Source organism: Pseudomonas sp. BIGb0176, from assembly GCF_024810175.1.
GTDB classification, from domain to species: Bacteria; Pseudomonadota; Gammaproteobacteria; order Pseudomonadales; family Pseudomonadaceae; genus Aquipseudomonas; species Aquipseudomonas protegens.
Genome location: NZ_JANUEC010000004.1, coordinates 332,634 through 353,104, shown reverse-complemented (window position 1 = coordinate 353,104; position 20,471 = coordinate 332,634). Strand labels below are relative to the sequence as shown.

The 20,471-nt window shown below is 62.8% G+C and carries 19 protein-coding genes; 13 read left to right on the top strand and 6 right to left on the bottom strand.

Annotated features, from left to right (window positions below):
* Positions 1-60 precede the first annotated feature (60 nt).
* The 8 genes from M2395_RS24675 (at position 61) to M2395_RS24640 (ending at position 9,245) form a co-directional block, all read left to right on the top strand.
* Entirely contained in the window at positions 61-843 is a 783-nt protein-coding gene (locus tag M2395_RS24675) for a gamma-glutamyl-gamma-aminobutyrate hydrolase family protein (RefSeq protein ID WP_123431096.1), read from the top strand.
* A 38-nt stretch (positions 844-881) separates the two neighbouring features.
* Positions 882-2,240: a glutamine synthetase family protein gene (locus M2395_RS24670; protein WP_011064101.1), complete on the top strand. Its 1,359-nt coding sequence runs from the start codon at positions 882-884 to the stop codon at positions 2,238-2,240.
* Between the two features lie 56 nt (positions 2,241-2,296).
* Positions 2,297-3,661, top strand: coding sequence for an aspartate aminotransferase family protein (locus tag M2395_RS24665; RefSeq protein ID WP_011064100.1), 1,365 nt, complete (start codon positions 2,297-2,299; stop codon positions 3,659-3,661).
* Between the two features lie 184 nt (positions 3,662-3,845).
* Positions 3,846-4,943, top strand: coding sequence for a polyamine ABC transporter substrate-binding protein (locus M2395_RS24660; protein ID WP_026020018.1), 1,098 nt, complete (start codon positions 3,846-3,848; stop codon positions 4,941-4,943).
* Between the two features lie 189 nt (positions 4,944-5,132).
* Positions 5,133-6,227: a polyamine ABC transporter substrate-binding protein gene (locus M2395_RS24655; protein WP_123431095.1), complete on the top strand. Its 1,095-nt coding sequence runs from the start codon at positions 5,133-5,135 to the stop codon at positions 6,225-6,227.
* Positions 6,228-6,298: 71 nt separating this feature from the next.
* Complete coding sequence (locus M2395_RS24650; protein ID WP_041120308.1) at positions 6,299-7,441, top strand: ABC transporter ATP-binding protein; 1,143 nt, start codon at positions 6,299-6,301, stop codon at positions 7,439-7,441.
* 35 nt (positions 7,442-7,476) lie between these two features.
* Positions 7,477-8,358 carry an ABC transporter permease subunit gene (locus tag M2395_RS24645; RefSeq protein WP_169892555.1) on the top strand — a complete coding sequence of 294 codons (882 nt, stop codon included), beginning with the start codon at positions 7,477-7,479 and terminating at the stop codon, positions 8,356-8,358.
* Positions 8,355-9,245 carry an ABC transporter permease subunit gene (locus M2395_RS24640; RefSeq protein WP_011064095.1) on the top strand — a complete coding sequence of 297 codons (891 nt, stop codon included), beginning with the start codon at positions 8,355-8,357 and terminating at the stop codon, positions 9,243-9,245. Before M2395_RS24645 ends, M2395_RS24640 begins: the two co-directional genes overlap by 4 nt.
* Before the next feature lie 148 nt (positions 9,246-9,393).
* Here M2395_RS24640 and M2395_RS24635 read toward each other — a convergent pair whose 3' ends face one another.
* Entirely contained in the window at positions 9,394-10,035 is a 642-nt protein-coding gene (locus tag M2395_RS24635; RefSeq protein WP_011064094.1) for an HD domain-containing protein, read from the bottom strand.
* Positions 10,036-10,240: 205 nt separating this feature from the next.
* On the opposite strand from M2395_RS24635, the gene M2395_RS24630 reads away from it, so the two are divergent.
* A complete protein-coding gene (locus M2395_RS24630; RefSeq protein ID WP_123431094.1) occupies positions 10,241-11,209 on the top strand; it encodes a GlxA family transcriptional regulator in 969 nt (322 codons plus the stop codon).
* Positions 11,210-11,299: 90 nt separating this feature from the next.
* Here M2395_RS24630 and M2395_RS24625 read toward each other — a convergent pair whose 3' ends face one another.
* Both M2395_RS24625 and M2395_RS24620 read right to left on the bottom strand, forming a co-directional pair.
* On the bottom strand, positions 11,300-13,720 hold the full coding sequence (locus M2395_RS24625) for a penicillin acylase family protein (protein WP_072443521.1): 2,421 nt from the start codon (positions 13,718-13,720) through the stop codon (positions 11,300-11,302).
* Positions 13,721-13,815: 95 nt separating this feature from the next.
* Positions 13,816-14,403: a DUF6436 domain-containing protein gene (locus tag M2395_RS24620; RefSeq protein ID WP_019093425.1), complete on the bottom strand. Its 588-nt coding sequence runs from the start codon at positions 14,401-14,403 to the stop codon at positions 13,816-13,818.
* 110 nt (positions 14,404-14,513) lie between these two features.
* Here M2395_RS24620 and M2395_RS24615 point away from each other — a divergent pair, with 110 nt between their 5' ends.
* A complete protein-coding gene (locus M2395_RS24615; protein WP_019093426.1) occupies positions 14,514-15,452 on the top strand; it encodes an alpha/beta hydrolase in 939 nt (312 codons plus the stop codon).
* A gap of 134 nt (positions 15,453-15,586) precedes the next feature.
* Here M2395_RS24615 and M2395_RS24610 read toward each other — a convergent pair whose 3' ends face one another.
* Positions 15,587-16,339, bottom strand: coding sequence for a DUF2059 domain-containing protein (locus M2395_RS24610; RefSeq protein WP_011064089.1), 753 nt, complete (start codon positions 16,337-16,339; stop codon positions 15,587-15,589).
* A 161-nt stretch (positions 16,340-16,500) separates the two neighbouring features.
* On the opposite strand from M2395_RS24610, the gene M2395_RS24605 reads away from it, so the two are divergent.
* Together M2395_RS24605 and M2395_RS24600 are read left to right on the top strand one after the other, a co-directional pair.
* A complete protein-coding gene (locus tag M2395_RS24605; protein ID WP_011064088.1) occupies positions 16,501-17,133 on the top strand; it encodes a 2OG-Fe(II) oxygenase in 633 nt (210 codons plus the stop codon).
* Between the two features lie 2 nt (positions 17,134-17,135).
* Positions 17,136-17,624, top strand: a complete 489-nt coding sequence (locus M2395_RS24600) for a DUF523 domain-containing protein (protein WP_011064087.1) — start codon at positions 17,136-17,138, stop codon at positions 17,622-17,624.
* A 149-nt stretch (positions 17,625-17,773) separates the two neighbouring features.
* Here M2395_RS24600 and M2395_RS24595 read toward each other — a convergent pair whose 3' ends face one another.
* On the bottom strand, positions 17,774-18,559 hold the full coding sequence (locus M2395_RS24595) for a transporter substrate-binding domain-containing protein (protein WP_011064086.1): 786 nt from the start codon (positions 18,557-18,559) through the stop codon (positions 17,774-17,776).
* Between the two features lie 132 nt (positions 18,560-18,691).
* Here M2395_RS24595 and M2395_RS24590 point away from each other — a divergent pair, with 132 nt between their 5' ends.
* Positions 18,692-19,129 (top strand): DUF4399 domain-containing protein, encoded by a 438-nt coding sequence (locus tag M2395_RS24590; RefSeq protein WP_011064085.1) that lies wholly within the window; start codon positions 18,692-18,694, stop codon positions 19,127-19,129.
* A 60-nt stretch (positions 19,130-19,189) separates the two neighbouring features.
* Here M2395_RS24590 and serA read toward each other — a convergent pair whose 3' ends face one another.
* Positions 19,190-20,419 (bottom strand): phosphoglycerate dehydrogenase, encoded by a 1,230-nt coding sequence (gene serA, locus M2395_RS24585; protein ID WP_011064084.1) that lies wholly within the window; start codon positions 20,417-20,419, stop codon positions 19,190-19,192.
* Between the last annotated feature and the right edge of the window lie 52 nt (positions 20,420-20,471).

Sequence of the window (20,471 nt, the reverse complement as noted above, 5' to 3'; positions counted from 1 at the left end):
AAAAATGAACAAGGCTAAGCTCGAATCAAACCCATAACAGCAATAATACCGGGGTGTTTCATGTCTCGCCTGCCGTTAATCGGCATCACCGCCTGCTCCAGGCAGATCGGTTTGCATGCTTATCACATCAGTGGCGACGAGTATGTCCACGCAGTAGCCAGCGCAGCCCAGGGCGTGCCGGTGATTATCCCGTCCATGGCGCAACTGCTTTCCCCGTCCGATATTCTGGACGGTCTGGACGGCATTCTCTTTACCGGCTCTCCCTCCAATATCGAACCTTTCCATTACCAGGGTCCTGCCAGCGCGCCGGGCACTGCTCATGATTCTGCACGGGATGCTGCCACCCTGCCGCTGCTGAACGCCGCCGTCGCAAGTGGCGTTCCGGTGCTGGGCATCTGCCGCGGCTTCCAGGAAATGAACGTGGCCCTGGGCGGCAGCCTGCATCAGAACGTGCAGCAGGTGCAGCCTTTCATGGACCACCGGCACACCGAACAGCCCGGCCAGCCCCTGGACGCCTGGTACGCGCCCGCCCATGACCTGCATATCAAGGCAGGTGGTGTTCTGGCGGAGCTGGGCCTGCCGGAGCGGATTCAAGTCAACTCGATCCATGCCCAGGGCGTCGAGCGTCTGGCCCCGGGGCTGCGGGTCGAGGCGCTGGCTCCCGACGGGTTGGTAGAGGCGGTCTCGGTAGAAGCCAGCAAGGCTTTTGCACTAGGGGTGCAATGGCACCCCGAATGGCAGGTAAGCTGCAACCCTCACTACCTGGCCATCTTCCAGGCTTTTGGTGATGCCTGCCGCAAGCGGGCAAGACAACGCGACGCCGAAGCGTCACACAAGGCCTGACTTAATAGAGAGTCAGGAAACTCAGCCTAGAGGCATTTATGAGTAACAACCTCGACCAGCTCACCGATTGGTTGAAAGACCACAAGATCACAGAAGTCGAATGCATGATCGGCGATTTGACCGGGATCACCCGGGGCAAGATCTCGCCGACCAACAAGTTCATTGCCGAAAAAGGCATGCGCCTGCCCGAGAGCGTGCTGCTGCAGACCGTGACCGGCGACTATGTCGAAGACGACATCTATTACGAACTGCTGGACCCGGCCGACATCGACATGGTCTGCCGCCCGGACCAGAACGCGGTGTACCTTGTGCCCTGGGCCATCGAGCCTACTGCCCAGGTGATCCATGACACCTACGACAAGCAGGGCAACCCCATCGAGCTGTCGCCGCGCAACGTCCTGAAGAAGGTCCTGAAACTCTACGCCGACCACGGCTGGCAGCCCATCGTGGCGCCGGAGATGGAGTTCTACCTGACCAAGCGCAGCGACGACCCGGACTACCCGCTGCAGCCGCCGATCGGCCGCTCCGGCCGCCCGGAAACCGGGCGCCAGTCGTTCTCCATTGAGGCTGCGAACGAATTCGACCCGCTGTTCGAAGACGTCTACGACTGGTGCGAACTGCAGGAGCTGGACCTGGACACGCTGATCCACGAGGACGGCACGGCGCAGATGGAGATCAACTTCCGTCACGGCGATGCCCTGTCCCTGGCCGACCAGATCCTGGTGTTCAAGCGCACCATGCGCGAAGCCGCGCTCAAGCACGACGTGGCCGCCACCTTCATGGCCAAGCCCATGACCGGCGAGCCCGGCAGCGCCATGCACCTGCACCAGAGCATCATCGACATCAACACCGGCAAGAACGTCTTCTCCAATGAAGACGGGACCATGAGCCAGCTGTTCCTCAACCACATCGGTGGTTTGCAGAAGTTCATTCCCGAGCTGCTGCCGCTGTTCGCCCCCAACGTCAACTCGTTCCGTCGTTTCCTGCCCGATACCTCGGCGCCGGTGAACGTCGAGTGGGGCGAAGAGAACCGCACCGTGGGCCTGCGGGTGCCGGATGCCGGGCCACAGAACCGTCGCGTGGAAAACCGCCTGCCGGGCGCCGACGCCAACCCGTACCTGGCCATCGCCGCCAGCCTGCTGTGTGGCTACATCGGCATGGTCGAAGGCCACAACCCGAGCGCGCCCGTGGTGGGCCGTGGCTACGAGCGCCGCAACCTGCGCCTGCCACTGACCATCGAAGACGCGCTGGAGCGTATGGAAAACAGCAAGACCATCGAGAAGTACCTGGGCCAGAAGTTCATCACCGGCTATGTCGCGGTGAAGCGGGCCGAGCACGAAAACTTCAAGCGCGTGATCAGTTCGTGGGAGCGGGAGTTCCTGTTGTTCGCCGTCTGATCCGCCGGGCGCCACTGCCCGCCAGTGGCGCCTTCACTGACACTAAGGAGAGATTGATGACTCATAAAAACCCGCAAACCCGCGAGTGGCAAACCCTCAGCAGTGATCACCACCTGGCACCGTTCAGTGACTTCAAGCAACTGAAGGAAAAGGGCCCGCGGATCATCACCCATGCCAAGGGTGTGTACCTCTGGGACAGTGAAGGCAATCAGATTCTCGACGGCATGGCCGGCCTGTGGTGCGTAGCCATCGGCTATGGCCGTGACGAACTGGCGGAAGCCGCCAGCAAGCAAATGCGCGAACTGCCCTATTACAACCTGTTCTTCCAGACTGCCCACCCACCGGTGCTGGAGCTGTCCAAGGCGATCGCCGATATCGCGCCAGAAGGCATGAACCACGTGTTCTTCACCGGTTCCGGCTCCGAAGGCAACGACACCATGCTGCGCATGGTCCGCCACTACTGGGCGATCAAGGGCCAGCCGAACAAGAAAACCATCATCAGCCGGGTCAATGGCTACCACGGTTCCACTGTGGCCGGTGCCAGCCTCGGCGGCATGACCTACATGCACGAGCAGGGCGACTTGCCGATCCCGGGTATCGTCCACATCCCGCAGCCTTACTGGTTCGCCGAAGGCGGCGACATGAGCCCCGAAGAGTTCGGTATCTGGGCCGCCAACCAGCTCGAAGAGAAGATCCTCGAACTGGGCGTGGACAATGTCGGGGCCTTTATCGCCGAACCGATCCAGGGCGCCGGTGGCGTGATCGTGCCGCCGGACAGCTACTGGCCGCGGATCAAGGAAATCCTTGCCAAGTACGACATCCTGTTCGTTGCCGATGAAGTGATCTGTGGCTTCGGGCGCACCGGTGAGTGGTTCGGTAGCGATTTCTACGACCTCAAGCCGGACATGATGACCATCGCCAAGGGCCTGACCTCCGGCTACATCCCCATGGGTGGGCTGATCGTGCGCGACGAAGTGGTGGCGGTGCTCAACGAGGGCGGCGACTTCAACCACGGTTTCACCTATTCCGGGCACCCGGTGGCCGCTGCCGTGGCCCTGGAAAACATCCGCATCATGCGCGAAGAGAAAATTATCCAGCGCGCCCATGAAAAAGCGGCACCGTATTTGCAGAAACGTCTGCGCGAGTTGAGCGACCACCCGCTGGTGGGCGAGGTTCGCGGGGTAGGGCTGCTGGGGGCCATCGAACTGGTCAAGGACAAGGCCACCCGGGCGCGTTACGAAGGCCGAGGCGTGGGCATGATCTGCCGGCAGTTCTGCTTCGACAACGGCCTGATCATGCGCGCGGTGGGTGACACCATGATCATTGCGCCGCCCCTGGTGATCAGCGAGGCGGAGATCGACGAGCTGGTGGCCAAGGCGCGCAAGTGTCTGGACCTGACCTTGAGTGTGCTCGAGGGCTGAGTGCTAGGCTTTGAGCGCGGTGCTTGCGGGCACTGCGTTCAAAGCAGATGTAAAAGCCTGGTCTTTTCTTGAAAGCCGGCCTTGGATCTTGCCAGACTACCCGCCGTTTTGGTTGCCCGGATATTGGCCGCTGAGCGAGTGGTTAAAAAGAATAATTGGAGCATTACGCATGAAGGCATTAGGTATGAAGTTAGCTGGCAAGACCCTCCTCGCCATGTCCCTGATGGGCGTGATGGCGGCGGCGGCACAAGCGGACGATAAAGTGCTGCACGTTTACAACTGGTCCGATTACATCGCGCCGGACACTATCAAGAAGTTTGAAGCCGAGTCGGGCATCAAGGTTGTCTACGACGTGTTCGACAGCAATGAAACCCTGGAAGCCAAGTTGCTCGCCGGCAAGTCCGGTTATGACGTTGTGGTGCCTTCCAACAACTTCCTGGCCAAGCAGATCAAGGCCGGTGTCTACCAGGAACTGGACCGCTCCAAGTTGCCGAACTGGAAGAACCTCAACGAATCGCTGCTCAAGGCGGTTTCGGTGAGCGACCCGGGCAACAAGCATGCCTTCCCTTACATGTGGGGCTCGATCGGTATCGGCTTCAACGCCGAGAAGGTCAAGGCCGCGCTGGGTGCCGATGCACCGACCAACTCCTGGGACCTGCTGTTCAAGCCTGAGAACGCTGAGAAGCTGAAGGCCTGCGGCGTCAGCTTCCTCGATTCGCCAACCGAGATGATTCCGGTGGCGCTGCACTACCTGGGCTACCCGACCGACAGCCAGGACAAGAAGCAACTGGCTGAAGCCGAAGCGCTGTTCCTCAAGATCCGTCCTTCGATCGCCTACTTCCACTCCTCCAAGTACATCTCCGACCTGGCCAACGGCAACATCTGCGTCGCCGTGGGTTACTCGGGCGACATCTACCAGGCCAAGGCCCGTGCCGCCGAAGCCGGTGACAAGGTCAAGGTCAGCTACAACATCCCCAAAGAAGGTGCTGGCAGCTTCTATGACATGGTGGCCATCCCCAAAGACGCGGAAAACGTCGAAGGCGCCTACAAGTTCATGACCTTCCTGCAAAAGCCTGAAGTCATGGCCGAAATCACCAACGCCGTGCGTTTCCCCAACGGTAACGCGGCTGCAACCCCATTGGTCGATAAAGACATCACCAGCGACCCGGGCGTCTACCCGCCAGCTGAGGTGCAGGCCAAGCTGTACGCGATCGCCGACCTGCCGGCCGCGACCCAGCGCATCCTGACCCGCAGCTGGACCAAGATCAAATCCGGCAAATAAGCCGATTTGCAGCACTCCCTGTTGCCGTCGTCGTGGCGAGGGCGGCAACAGGAAACAATTAAATGACAGAAAGTTTTGCTGGATTGGTTTATCGAGGGTAAGTTGCGCGCCGGTTTTGTTGCTGGGCAGCTTGGAGGCTGTCAGGTAGCGCGGGGCAACTTGGGCCCAACTATTTAAGAGGACCTCCACTTGCCTATTTCTTTATTTCGCAAAGCCATGCTGGCCGCCGCCGGCCTGACGCTGATGGCTGGCGTCCAGGCTGCACCGACCGTGCATATTTATAACTGGTCCGATTACATCGGTCAGAACACCCTGGCCGAGTTTGAAAAGGCCACCGGTATCAAGCCGGTGTATGACGTATTCGATTCCAATGAAACCCTGGAAGGCAAGTTGCTGGCCGGCCGTACCGGTTATGACGTGGTCGTGCCGTCCAACCACTTCCTGGGCAAGCAGATCAAGGCCGGGGCTTTCCAGAAGCTCGACAAGAGCCTGCTGACCCACTATTCGAACCTTGACCCGGTACTGCTCAAGCGTCTGGAAATGAACGACCCGGGCAACCAGTACGCGGTGCCGTACCTGTGGGGTACCAACGGCATCGGCTACAACGTCGACAAGGTCAAGGCCGCCCTGGGCGTGGACAAGATCGATTCCTGGAGCGTGCTGTTCGAGCCGGAGAACATCAAGAAGCTCAACAGCTGCGGCGTGGCCTTCCTCGACTCCGCCGACGAGATGATGCCCACAGTCCTCAACTACCTGGGCCTGAACGCCAACAGCACCAACCCCCAGGACTACAAGAAGGCCGAGGCCACGTTACTGGCAGTGCGTCCTTACGTGACCTACTTCCATTCGTCCAAGTACATCTCGGACCTGGCCAACGGCAATATCTGCGTGGCCATCGGGTTTTCCGGCGATGTGTTCCAGGCCAAGGCCCGGGCCGCCGATGCCGGCAAGGGTGTGAACATCGCCTATACGATTCCGAAGGAGGGCGGTGCCCTGTGGTTCGACATGCTGGCGATCCCCAAGGATTCGACCAACGTCAAGCAAGCCCACGCCTTCATCAACTATTTGCTGCAACCTGAAGTGATCGTTCAGGTCAGTGACTATGTCGGTTATGCCAACCCCAACCCCGGGTCGGACAAGCTGATGGAGCAGTCCATCCGCACCGACGAAGCGGTCTACCCACCGCAGGAAGTGCTCGACAAGACCTACGTGTCCACCGAGTTGCCACCCAATATCCAACGCTTGATGACCCGCAGCTGGACCAAGGTCAAGACGGGTAAGTAGTTCCACAGGCTCAAACTATCCAAGGTCCGCCTACATGGGGCGGGCTGCAAATTTTGTTGGGAGTTTCGCAAATGGCAGTTGCCTCCGGCGCCTATAAGAAAGCCCTCGAGGGCGACCAGACACCTAAGCAGGTGCTGGTCAAAATCGACCGGGTCACGAAGAAGTTCGACGAGACGGTTGCCGTGGACGATGTGTCCCTGGAAATCAAGAAGGGCGAGATCTTCGCCCTGCTCGGCGGTTCGGGTTCAGGCAAGTCCACCTTGCTGCGGATGCTGGCCGGTTTCGAACGGCCAACGGAGGGGCGAATCTTCCTCGATGGTGTAGACATCACTGACATGCCGCCTTACGAGCGGCCGATCAACATGATGTTCCAGTCCTACGCCTTGTTCCCCCACATGACCGTGGCGCAGAACATCGCCTTCGGCCTCAAGCAGGACAAGATTCCTGCCGCCGAGATCGACGCCCGGGTGGCAGAGATGCTCAAGCTGGTGCAGATGAGCCAGTACGCCAAGCGCAAGCCGCACCAGCTCTCCGGCGGCCAGCGCCAGCGCGTGGCCCTGGCCCGTTCCCTGGCCAAGCGTCCCAAGCTGCTCTTGCTGGACGAGCCCATGGGCGCCCTGGACAAGAAGCTGCGCTCACAGATGCAGCTGGAGCTGGTGGAGATCATCGAGCGCGTGGGCGTGACCTGCGTAATGGTGACCCACGACCAGGAAGAGGCCATGACCATGGCCGAACGCATCGCCATCATGCACCTGGGCTGGATCGCCCAGATCGGCAGCCCGATCGACATCTACGAGACCCCGGTCAGCCGCCTGGTCTGCGAATTCATCGGCAACGTCAACATCTTCGAGGGTGAAGTGGTGGACGATGCCGAGGGCCACGCCCTGATTACCTGCAAGGACCTGGACCGCAGTATCTATGTCGGCCACGGTATCAGCACTTCGGTGCAGGACAAATCGGTGACCTACGCGATCCGCCCGGAAAAGCTCCTGGTGACTGCCGAGATGCCGACCTGCGAGTACAACTGGTCCAGCGGCAAGGTCCACGACATTGCCTACCTGGGCGGCCACTCGGTGTTCTACGTCGAACTGCCGAGCGGCAAGCTGGTGCAATCCTTCGTCGCCAACGCCGAGCGCCGTGGTGCGCGGCCGACCTGGGGTGACCAGGTCTACGTCTGGTGGGAAGACGACAGCGGCGTGGTACTGCGCTCATGAACATGCGAAAGCTCAAGCGCCGACTCAATCGAATAATTCCCGGTGGCCGTCAGCTGGTCATCGGGGTTCCGTTCATCTGGCTGTTCCTGTTCTTCATGCTGCCGTTCTTCATCGTCCTGAAGATCAGCTTCGCCGAAGCGGACGTGGCCATTCCGCCGTACACCGAGATCTACAGCTACGTCGACCAGAAGCTGCAGTTGCTGCTGAACCTGGGCAACTACGCGATGCTCGGCGACGACGAACTCTATATCGCCGCCTACCTCGGCTCGCTGAAGATGGCGTTCTTCAGCACCATCCTCTGCCTGCTGATCGGCTACCCGATGGCCTACGCCATCGCCAGTGCCCGCAAGGAATTGCAGACGGTGCTGGTGCTGCTGATCATGATGCCGACCTGGACCGCGATCCTGATCCGCGTCTACGCCTGGATGGGCATCCTCAGCAATAACGGCCTGCTCAATGGCTTCCTGATGTCCATGGGCTGGATCAACGAGCCGCTGCAGATCCTCAACACCAACATCGCGGTGTATATCGGTGTGGTCTATTCCTACCTGCCGTTCATGATCCTGCCGCTGTACGCGAACCTGGTGAAACACGACACCAGCCTGCTGGAGGCCGCGGCCGACCTGGGTTCGAGTACCTTCAACAGCTTCTGGAAAATCACCGTGCCGCTGTCCAAGAACGGCATCATTGCCGGCTGCATGCTGGTGTTCATCCCGGTGGTGGGTGAGTTCGTGATTCCGGAACTGCTGGGCGGTCCGGAAACCCTGATGATCGGCAAGGTGCTGTGGCAAGAGTTCTTCAACAACCGTGACTGGCCGGTGGCATCCGCCCTGGCGGTGGTGATGCTGGCGATCCTGATTGTGCCGATCATCCTGTTCAACCGCAGTCAGGCCAAGGAAATGGAGGGCAAGGAATGAAGCGCTTCAGTTTCTCCAGCCTGATGCTGGTGCTCGGCCTGTTGTTCATCTACCTGCCGATGCTGATCCTGGTGATCTACTCGTTCAACGCCTCCAAGCTGGTGACGGTGTGGGGCGGCTGGTCAATCAAGTGGTACATCGGCCTGCTGGATAACCAGCAACTGATGGGCTCGGTGATGCGCTCCCTGGAAATCGCCTGCTACACCGCTGTAGCGGCGGTGGCACTGGGCACCCTGGCGGCGTTCGTGCTGACCCGGATCACCCGCTTCAAGGGCCGTACCCTGTTCGGTGGCCTGGTCACCGCGCCGCTGGTGATGCCGGAAGTGATCACCGGTCTTTCCTTGCTGCTGCTGTTCGTGGCCATGGCCCAGGCGGTCGGCTGGCCTCAGGAGCGCGGCATCGTCACCATCTGGATCGCCCACACCACGTTCTGCGCCGCCTATGTGGCAGTGGTGGTGTCGGCCCGCCTGCGTGAGCTGGACCTGTCCATCGAAGAGGCGGCCATGGACCTGGGCGCGCGGCCGTGGAAGGTGTTCTTCCTGATCACCATCCCGATGATCGCGCCTTCGCTGGCGGCCGGCGGCATGATGTCCTTCGCCCTGTCCCTGGATGACCTGGTACTGGCCAGCTTCGTCTCCGGCCCGGGTTCCACCACCTTGCCGATGGAAGTGTTCTCGGCGGTGCGCCTGGGGGTGAAGCCGGAGATCAACGCCGTGGCCAGCCTGATCCTGCTGGCGGTGTCTCTGGTGACCTTCCTGGTCTGGTTCTTCAGCCGGCGCGCCGAAGAAGCCCGCAAGCGGGCGATCCAGCAGGCCATCGAGGAAAGCGCTGCTGACTCCTGGAAACAGCCGGACGTGCGTCGGGCCCAGGCGCCGGAAACCGCCTGACTTGCAGTTGTGTCATCAAAAAACCTCGCCCCGGTTTCCGGGAGCGAGGTTTTTTATTGGCCCTTGCCGGGGCAAGCGTCCTTCAGAAGGGGATTGGGCTTGCGGGTCTCTTCGCTGGCCAGCCAGCTCCTGCAGCGCTGGTGATGGGTCAGGATTGCCAGGGTGAACGGCGAATCACCTCGACGAAATTCAACGCCTTGAACCCTGGCTGCTGGTCGGCCAGGACGTCGGTCTTGACGTTGCCGAAGGTGGTTTGCGGGCGATGGCGCAGGCCGTCGGCGAAGGCGCAGATGATGCATTCCTTGAAGCCTTCACCGCGCGGGTGGGCGTGGACCACGGCTTCACGCTGGGCCGCGGGGAACGCGGCGTAGTCGATGCCCAGCACATCCATCTCGACCCCGGCGGTGACCAGGGCCACGGTAGGGCGCAGGTGCTGGGGGATGCCTGGGGTGGTGTGCAAGGCGATGGACAGCCAGACCTGCTCGATATCGTCGGCGCTGAGGCCGTAGGGCTGGAGAAAGTCGCGTGCGGCGTTGGCGCCGTCGACTTCGAAGCGCTGGTCGGCGCTGCGCAGGCCCTCCACCAACCCCAGGTCGTGGAACATGGCGCCGACGTAGAGCAACTGCGGGTCGTAAGCCAGCTGCCGGCGTTCGCCGCTCAGGGCGCCGAACAGGAACACCCGGCGCGAGTGGTGATAAAGCAGGTCGGATTCGACATCGCGGATGTACTCGGTGGTGGCCCGGGCCAGGGCGCTGTCGGGTATCCGGATCCCGGCGATGGTGGAGCTCATGGGGCGTTCCTCGTGGCGGGCGCCGTGCTGGCGCTGGAGCCTTCAGTCTGTTACCGGGCCTTTCGGCCCACAATCGCACCGGGGCTGCGATCCCGGCCAACCTGCGTGCATTTCCTGCCAGTGCTATGTTCCCCCGAGCTTTGCTTGCGACAATTGCCCGCCGCTCGGGGTTGCCGGGCGCGGGTCATAGAGGGCTGTTTGCGCCATGGGTAGAAGCGTTGCCGTGCTGGTTTTTCCGGGTGTCCAGGCCCTCGATGTCACCGGGCCCATGGATGTGTTTTGCGAAGCCAACCGGTTTCTGCCGGCCGAGGATCATTACCGCTTGCGGGTGATTGGCGTCGAGGCTGGGGCGCAGGCCTGTTCCAATGGCCTGCTGTTGCAGGCCCATTGTTCCTTCACCCAGGCCCTGGAGCCCTTTGACCTGTTGCTGGTGGCGGGCGGCCCACAGGTGCCTGGCAGCCAGTTCAGCCCGGCCTTCTACGCCTGGCTGCGCGAGGCCTGCGCCCGGGCCAAGGGCTTCGGCTCGATCTGCAACGGCGCGTTCATCCTGGCCCGGGCCGGGTTGCTGGAAGGGCGCACGGTGACCACCCACTGGAGCGATGCGCTGGCGCTGGCTGCGCTGTGCCCGGGCACCCGGGTCGAGGCTGATCGCCTGTACGTCCAGGACGGCAGGCTGTTCACTTCGGCGGGGGTCACCGCCGGCATCGACCTGTCGCTGTACCTGCTGGCCCAGGATCATGGTGCGGGGGTGGCCCTGAGCGTGGCCAAGCGTCTGGTGGTGTTCACCCAGCGCACGGGGGGGCAGTCGCAGTTCAGCCCGTTTCTGTTGCCCCAGGCCGAGACCACCTCCACCGTGGCTCGGGTCCAGCAGCATGTGCAGGACCGGTTGCAGGCGGACCTGAGCATTGCCGAGCTGGCCCGGGCGGTGAACATGAGCCCGCGCAATTTTGCCCGAGTGTTCGTTCGAGAAGCGGGGGTGACTCCGGCGGAATTTGTCGAAGGCGCGCGGATGGATGCGGCGCGGGGGATGCTCGAACGCAGCGCGGCGCCGCTCAAGACCGTGGCCTACGCCTGCGGTTTTCGCGATGCCCAGCACATGCGCAGCGTGTTCAACCGGCGCCTGGGGCTGACCCCGCAACAGTTCCGCCTGAACTTCAGCACCGTACCCTTGTAGGAGCCGGCTTGCCGGCGAAGGCGTCCTTCAGCGGAGTGCAGGGCTTGCTGGCCTCTTCGCTGGCCAGCTCGCTTCTACACCCGCCGCTGGTCAAGGCGCCGGGACCCGGGGGCGTGCCGGCAGCAGCTTCAGGGTGCTGCGGGTGTTGGCGGTGACTTCCTCGTCGCTGAAGTGCGCCTGCTGGTAGACCCCTTCGATATAGGCTTCGGCCTGATCGTCGTAGTGCTTGTCGAACAGCACGCCACTCTGGCCCACCGGGTTGATGGTCAGGCTGTGGGCCGGGTCGGCGAAGTCGATGATGCGCCGGGTCGAGGGCCCGTAGACCACTGACCAGGGCGCCGGGCCGATCTTGGCGGTGAGGTTGTTCGGCACTTCGTGGCTGCCGGGGGCGTCCAGGGGGCCGACGTTGAACAGCCGGTCCAGGGGCTTCTGCATGCCCAGCGGGTGGCCGTGGGTCAGCGTGTGGGCCTGGCCCCAGCGCCATTGCGCCGGGTTGGCGCCCAGGGTCAGGCGCAGGTGGTCGATACTGGCGCGCCAGGCCAGCTTGACCGTGTCGGCGCGGCTTTCGCGCTGGGGCGTGGTGCGGTTGTCCCACCAGGGCGAGTCGGGGTCCGCCGCCAGCCGGGGCAGGGCGGCGTCCACCACCCGGGCCTGGATCAGGGCGTCGAAATAGGCGTCGCCGAGTTTTTCATGGAAAGTGGCATCGGCCAGGTTGAACAGGAACTGGTTGAACAGCGTCGCGCTGGTGGATTCCAGCGGATAGTCGCCCTGCCATTTCGCCAGTTGCTCCACCAGCTTCAGTTCCTCGGGGTCGCTGACTACTTCACGCAACACCGGCAACAGCGGCGCCAGCAGGCGCGGCCCGTAGGCGGTGGTGGTGCCCAACTGCAGTTTCTGGGTGTTCTCCAGGTCCCATTTCTGGCTCTTGTCGCTGAGCTGCCGATCCAGTTGCTGACCACGGTCGGCCAGGTTGTAGTAGCCGGGGATCTCCATGCCGGTGGGGGATACCGGCTGGAAGTTGGCCGAGACGATATAGCCCCGGGCCGGGTTCTCTTCCTGGGGGTTGGCGCTGAAGGGGTAGAAGCCTTCCTTGTCCGCCAGGCTGGTGCTGCCATCGAGGATGAAGGCCGGCTTGGCCCCCGCCGGGCGCTTGGGCAGGAGCGCCGCCGCCCACCAGCCGATGTCGCCCTTGGCGTTGGCCCAGACGATGTTCAGGCCCGGTGCATGGACCTTGGCGGCCGCAGCGCGGACCTTGGCCAGGGTGTCTGCGCGGTTGAGCTGGTAGAAGCCGTCGAGGATCGGGTTCGGGGTTTCCAGGAAACCCCACCACATGGCGATCGGCGCCTTGCCCACGGTGGTGCCGAGCATGTCGTTGATGATCGGGCCGTGGGGCGACTGGCGCAGGGTCAGGGTCACCGGGGCCTGGCCCTTGACGGCGATCTGCTGCTCGCTGGTGATCAGGTCCACCCACTTGTCGTGGAACCAGACCTGATTGGGGTTCTCCGGGTTGACCTTTTCGGCGATCAGGTCGAGGTCATCGTTCTGGAACATGGTCAGGCTCCAGCCGAAGTCCAGGTTGTGGCCGAGGAAGGCGAAGGGCACCAGGGCCTGGTGATGACCGTAGAGTTCAAAGCCAGGGGCCGAGAGCTGGGCCTCGTACCACACCGACGGCAGCGAGTAGCGGATATGCGGGTCGCCGGCCAGCAGCGCGCGGCCGCTCTTGGTCCGCGAGCCGGAAACCACCCAGGCATTGCTGCCCTCGAATTGCGGCAGCCCGGCTTCTTCCAGGGCTTGCTGGCTCAGGCGGGCGATTCGGCCCAGGCCCTGCCAGTCGACGGCGGCCAGTGGCGCTGAAGGTGGGGTCTTGCCCTTGGCCAGCACGCCCTTGGGCTGCCAGTCGAGGTCGAACACCTTCAGGTAGTCATTGCCCAGCTCGTCGCGGATGTAGGTCAGCAGCGGCTCGGTGCGAAAGGCCATGGCAAAGCTGTAGGCCATGAAACCGGCGACGCTGACGGTGTCTTCTGCGGTGAAAGGCCGCTTGCGGATACCCAGGACGTCGAACTCGATGGGGCTGGCGTGGCTGTCCTGATACTGGTTGATGCCGTCCAGATAGGCTTCCAGGGCCTTCCAGGCGGGTGACTGATGGTCGAGCCCGGCGATATAGCTGTCGGCCCGTTCGCGAATCCGCAGGCTGCGGAACAGTTTGTCGGTGTCCACCAGCTTGGGCCCCAGCACCTCTGCCAGCTCGCCCCGGGACAGGCGCCGCAGCACTTCCATCTGGAACAGCCGGTCCTGGGCGTGCACGTAGCCCAGGGCGCGGTACAGGTCGGCTTCGTTTTCGGCGCGAATGTGCGGCACCCCGCGTTCGTCGTAACGCACGGTGACCGAGCCTTGCAGGCCATTGAGCTCGACCTGGCCCTGACGCGTCGGCTGCTTGCTGTACAGGTAGCCGGCAAGCCCTGCCAGCAGGGCGAGGATCAGTACGGCGACGACGGTCAGGCTGCGTTTCATGCGGGCTCCTTGCTGTTGTTGTATTCAATGCCGCCTTGGGAGAGCTGCAGAGATTTAGCACAAGTCAGGGGCCCCGCGCAGGAGGCAGTCCTTGATTAGTCGCGAATGCCTTGTTCGGCCGGCCAGGGGCAGTAGCAGCCGATGGCCAGGGTGTGGGTGGCGCTGACCGGGCGATTGTCCTCAAGGGCCTGGAGGATGGGCTCGATGAAGCTGTTGCTGGAATTGCAGGTCAGGCCTTCGCTGTAGGGGCCGAAGTAGGCCAGCTTGCCGTTGCGGTCCCAGATCGCCACTGCCGGGCTGGCGGGGATCTGTTCCGCTCCGGGCAGGCTGTCGAGGTGCTTCAGGCGGCTCAGGGTGGCGGGTAGCTGGCCGTGGCTGCCGGGCTTCTGTACGGCATAGAACTCCACGCCCCGCGGGCCATAGGTTTCGATCAGCTCGGCCAGGTGCTGCTGGTTACCGACATTGCAGGGGCAGGCCGGGTCCCAGAAATGCACCAGGCGGATCGCCCCGGGGCCGGCCAGTTCGGCGGGCAGTTGCAACGGGTCGCCGGAGAACATCGCGGTGTGCTCGCTGAACGCCCGCAGATAGCGGCCCTGGAACCATTCGTAGGCGTTCCACAGCACCACGGCGCAGATCAGGACGAGCAGGCTGGCAAGCAGGGGCGTGCGGTAAGACTGGCGCATTAAGATCGGTCCTCGAAGGTCGCGTAGCTTGCCATGCTTGCCGCGACAGATGAATATCGCAGGCCCAGAAAGCCCGTTTTGTCGCCGGTACCCCCGCTTTGGAATTCTCTATGCCCGCCACTTTCGACCCCGACCACCTGCGTGCCAGCCTGCAACCTCTGGTCGCCGGGCAGCCTTTGTCGGTGGAGGGGCAGGCCTACCAGCGTTTCTATGGGCTGGATTTCGCCGGGCGGGCGCTGGTGCCGCGTAGCCGCATGGGGCGTTTCCAGGTGGACGGCTACGAAGTGGTGAGCCAGGTCTGGTGGCCGGAGCAGCCACGGGCCACGCTGTTTCTGTTCCACGGCTTCTACGACCACATGGGCTTGTACCGGCATGTGATCGAGTGGGCGCTGCAACGGCGTTTCGTGGTGATTTCCTGCGACCTGCCCGGGCACGGTCTTTCCAGTGGCGAGCGGGCCAGTATCGATGATTTCGCGGTGTACCAGCGGGTGCTGCAAGGCCTGTTCGCCGAGGCCCGGTCCCTGGAGCTCCCCGAGCCCTGGCACCTGTTCGGGCAAAGCACCGGCGGCGCGATCATCATGGACCACCTGCTCAACCAGGGCGCCGAGAGCCCGGCCCAGGGGCAGGTGATGCTGCTCTCGCCGCTGGTGCGGCCGCGGGCCTGGGGCTGGTCGATGCTCAGTTATTACGCGCTGCGGCCCTTCGTCACCGGCATTGCCCGGCGCTTCAGTGAAAACTCCAACGACCCGGATTTCCTCGCGTTCCTGCAGGTCGACCCGTTGCAGCCGCAACGCTTGCCGACGGCCTGGGTGGGAGCGCTGTCGCGCTGGATCAAGCGCCTGGAGGCGGCGCCCCGCAGCTCCAGGCAGCCGTTGATCGTTCAGGGGGATGCGGACATGACCGTGGACTGGCAGCACAATCTGCAGGTGATTCGCGGCAAGTTCGCCGCGCCCGAGCTATTGATGCTGCCCGATGCGCGGCACCACCTGGCCAATGAAATCCCGTTGTATCGCGATCAGTACTTCGCCTTTCTGACCCAGCACCTCTAGAGATTGGTGCAGCCGCTGCCGCAGGCTGCGAACGGCCCTAAGGGACGCAAGAGCCCCAGGCTACTGCAGGCTCGTCAGGCGAGTGCCAGGCAAGGACCTGCGGGCTCGGCAGCGGTCACAGGCGAGTTGCCGGGTCAGGGGGCGAGGCTGGAAGTGCTCTGGCCGACCGCCAGGCCGGCGCGAATCGCTGCCAGGGCGGCCTGGTAGTAGGCCTTGCCTTCGCTGGATTCGGCGAAGGTGGCGAACTCTTCCAGCTCCGTGTCGGACAGATCCCGATAGACGTACAGCAAGGTGTTGTTCAGGTCATTGCCGATCTGCTGCATCAGCCGCTGGCGCTGGCCGTTGAGCATGCCCTGGGCCTGGCCGCCCCCCAGCAGGCCGGGAATCATCTGGCTCAGGCTATCGGCAGCGACACCGGCAATCGCCAGGCTCACCTCTGCACCCGCTTCCCGGGCCGGCAGGGCCTGGGCCAGGTGGCCGATGATCAATTGGCGGTTGTCGCTGGCCTGCATCTTCGGCAGGCCCTGGGCGTTCTTGGCCAGCTGGTCGCGGCGGGTCGCCAGCAGTTCGGCGGCGACGATCTTGCGGCCCAGGGGCGACTGGAAGAAGGCCAGGGCCGGTGCGGGGTCCGCCAGGTTCTGCCGCAGTTGGGCCTCGGCGCGACGGTCCACGGCCTGGGGTGCGAAGCGCTGGTTGCTGTTGTCCACCAGGGCTTGATAGACCGCCGGCGGCAGGCTGCTCTGGTAGCGCTGCTGGGCGGCGCTGAGGGCATCGTTGAAATGCGCGCGCTGTTGCGCCCAACCGGCGACCTGGTACAACTGGTCGTGGCTGTCTGCCCAGGCAGGCAAGGCGCAGAAGATCAACAGTGAGAAAAGCAAACGGCGCATAAGGACTCCTGTCAGCAGGCGACTATTCTCCGGGGCAAGAGGGTGGTTGTCGAGAATTCGTATCAGCATCCCTCGGCAAACCGATGATGTGTAAGCCCATTGAAAAAAATGCTTCATCCTCCGCTCTGCGGCTCTGTCAGATTTTTCTGAGGCTGGATACTATGCGCGCCATGCAAATACCCTCTGATCATCCGCTGTTGTTGAACATTGTCGACGACCTGGCCGCCTGTGGCTGGTCGCAGCAAAATGTCTTCCTGTCCGAGGCTCTGACCCTCGAACTGGCGGCTGAGTGCCGTAAACGTGCGGCTGAAGGTGAACTGGCGCCGGCGGCGGTAGGACGCGGGCCGGCCCAGGAGATCCGCGAGGGTATTCGCGGCGACCATATCCAGTGGCTCGAGCCCGGTCAGGCCCAGGCCTGCGATAGCTACCTGGAACTGATGGACAGCCTGCGCGAGGCTCTGAACCGAGGCCTGTTCCTGGGGCTTGAAGATTTCGAATGCCATTTCGCGATGTACCCGCCGGGAGCCTTCTACAAGCGCCACGTGGATCGCTTTCGCGATGACGACCGGCGCATGGTCTCGGCGGTGGTCTACCTCAATGAGGAGTGGCTGCCCGAGCAGGGCGGGCAATTGCGCATGTACCTCAATGACCGGGGGCAATACGATGTAGTCCCTGTCGGGGGGCGGCTGGTGGTGTTTCTTTCCGGCGAAGTCCCCCATGAAGTCATGCCCGCGACCCGGGAACGCCTGTCCCTGACCGGCTGGTTCCGGCGCCGTGGTAACGAGCCGTTCTGAATATGCACAAGATCCTGGTCAGCCGCTGCCTGTTGGGCCACCGCGTACGCTACGACGGCGGTGCCAGCGGCCCGTTCGATCAACTGGCCGCCTGGCAGCAAGAGGGACGAGTGGTTGCCTTGTGTCCGGAGGTTGCTGGGGGTTTGCCCACGCCACGGGCGCCGGCGGAGATCCCCGGCGGGCAGGGTGTCGATGTGCTCGAGGGGCGGGCACCGGTGATGACCTGCGAAGGTGAAGATGTCAGCGCCCAGTTCCTGGCTGGCGCCCGCCAGGCCCTGGAACTGGTGGAAAAGCACCGGATCCGCGTTGCCGTGCTCAAGGCCCACAGCCCATCCTGCGGCAACCTGCTGACCTATGACGGCAGCTTCAGCGGGGTCAAGGTTTCGGGGGAGGGCGTCACCGCCGCGTTGCTCAAGCAGCACGGGGTGCAAGTCTTCAGCGAGCTGCAACTGCCCGAGGCCGCCAGCGCCCTGGCCGCATTGTCCTCGTAGCCGCTGCCGAGTTTTAGCGAGGCTGCGAAAAGGCCCTAAGGGCCTTGCTTGACGATTTCCCGCCTACCTCTAGCAGCCATGAAGCCCCTGCGTCCCTTCGGGCCGTTCGCAGGCTGCGGCTACAGGTCAATCCAGGCAGCTTGTGTCGTTTACTGCCCGGCTTCGGCCTTCGGCGGTTTGCTCGCGTCCATGCCGAACCATTTCTCCGACAGGGCCATCAGGCGCCCGTCGGCCTTGATCCGCTGCAAGGCGCTGTCCAGGCTCGCGCGAAACGCTGGGTTACCTTTCTGGAAGGGGATCGCCAGGCTCAGGGTCGGTCCGACCTTGGCGCCTTCTTTCACCGGCAGGCGGCTGTCGCGAATGGCGTAGGGAATCAGCAGGCGATCGCTGATGGCAGCGTCGATCTGCTTGTCCGCCACGTCCTTGATCGGCTGCTGGGCATCGGCGTAGCTGCGCAGGTTGATCCCTTCCACAGTCCGCGCCTGATCGACGAACTGGCTGCCCTGGGCCACCCCCAGCGCCTGGCCGCGCAGGGCCTGCAGGGAAAACAGCGGACGCTGCTCTTCCTTGCGCACAATCAACTGCGCACTGGAATAGCTGTAGGGTTCGCTGAAATCGAAACGATCCTTGAGTTCCGGGGTCATTGCTATGTGGTTGATCGCCACGTCGAACTTGCCGCTTTCCACTCCCGGGAGCAGTTCGGCGGCCTCGGTCACCACGAAGTCCGCGCGTACGTCCAGTTCACTGGCCAGCAGTTGCCCCAACTCCACCTCGAAACCGGTGAGTTTGCCGTCGTCCTTGAAATTGAAGGGTGGCGTATCGGCTTCCAGGGCGATGCGCAGCTCGCCGCGGTCATTGATATCGTCCATCAGTTCGGCTTGAGCGCAAGTGCTCGCAAGGGGCAGCAAAAGTAACAGGCCAGGCAGGAAACGCATGGTCACTCCTTGAATTTATATGAGCGATGCGCCGTTCAGGCTCGCTTTGCTAAGGTGTTGAGTGCCTTCGACAACGAATTGCCACGAAGTTGTCATAACCGTAAAAGATTTGCGGAAAAACTGGAGAAGATAATGAAAATTTTTATGTCGCGTGCTGCTTTGGCCGGTCTGTTGCTGGGGACCTCGATGCTGGCCGGTGCAGCGGAAATTCCGCGTACCGAGGCACCTGCCGGCGCCAAGGTGACTATCGTTTCCCCGGCCGACGGGGCCACCGTGGACAAGACCTTCAAGGTCAAGTTCGGCGTTGAAGGCATCGCCCTGGCTCCGGCGGGCGATCAGACCGCCAACACCGGCCACCATCACCTGCTGATCGATGTCGATCAGTTGCCTGCCGAGAACCTGCCGATCCCGATGGACGCCAACCACCTGCACTTCGGCAAGGCCCAGACCGAAACCGAAGTGACCCTGACCCCCGGCAAGCACACCCTGCAACTGGAACTGGGGGACAAGAACCACGTGCCTTTCAACCCGGTGATCGTTTCCAAGAAAATCACAGTAACAGTGAAATAATCGTAAACACGATAAAAAAGGGAGCCCAGAGGGCTCCCTTTTTTGTGCCGCGGTCGAGGCTTAGAACAGCACGCGGCAACGGATGGTGCCGTTGATGTGCTGCAGCTTCTCTTGCGCCAGGTCCGAGTACTCGGCGTCGACGTCGATCACCACGTAGCCGACCTTCTCGTTGGTCTGCAGGAACTGACCGGAGATGTTGATGCCGTTTTCGGCGAAGACCTTGTTGATCTCGCTCATCACGCCCGGAATGTTCTCGTGGATGTGCAGCAGACGGTGCTTGCCCGGGTGGGCCGGCAGCGCCACTTCAGGGAAGTTGACCGAGGACACCGAGGTACCGTTGTCGCTGTACTTGACCAGTTTTTCTGCCACTTCCAGGCCGATGTTGGCCTGGGCTTCAGCGGTGGAACCGCCGATGTGCGGGGTCAGGATCACGTTGTCCAGGCCGCGCAGCGGGCTTTCGAACTCTTCGTCGTTGGAGCGCGGCTCCACCGGGAATACGTCGATGGCCGCGCCGATCAGGTGCTTGTCCTTGATCGCGTCCGCCAGGGCGTCCAGCTCGACCACGGTGCCGCGGGCGGCGTTGATCAGGATGCCGCCCTTCTTGATGGCGCGGATTTCCTTCTCGCCGATCATCCACTGGGTGGCCGCGGTTTCCGGCACGTGCAGGGTGACGATGTCGGACATGCCCAGCAGTTCGTGCAGGTTGCCCACCTGGGTGGCGTTGCCCAGTGGCAGCTTGGTCACGGTGTCGTAGAAGAACACCTGCATCCCTAAGCCTTCGGCCAGGACCGACAGCTGAGTACCAATGGAGCCGTAACCGACGATACCCAGCTTCTTGCCACGGATTTCGAAGGAGTTGGCCGCGCTCTTGATCCAGCCGCCACGGTGGCAGGAAGCGTTTTTCTCGGGGATGCCGCGCAGCAGCAGGATGGCCTCGGCCAGCACCAGCTCGGCAACCGAACGGGTGTTGGAGTACGGCGCGTTGAACACCGCGATGCCGCGCTCGCGAGCGGCGGACAGGTCAACCTGGTTGGTGCCGATGCAGAAGCAGCCCACTGCGACCAGTTTCTTCGCGTGGTCGAAGATCTCTTCGGTCAGTTGAGTGCGGGAGCGAATGCCGATGAAGTGTGCATCGGCGATCTTTTCCTTGAGCTGGGCTTCCGGCAGAGAACCGGTGAGGTACTCGATGCTGGTGTAGCCGGCGGCCTTGAGGACGTCGACAGCGGATTGGTGGACGCCTTCGAGGAGAAGGAACTTGATCTTGCTCTTATCGAGAGAAGTCTTGCTCATCTGCGTAAACCTGTGTCCCGGAGAAAAATGGCAGGGAAGTGGACAGCTTGAG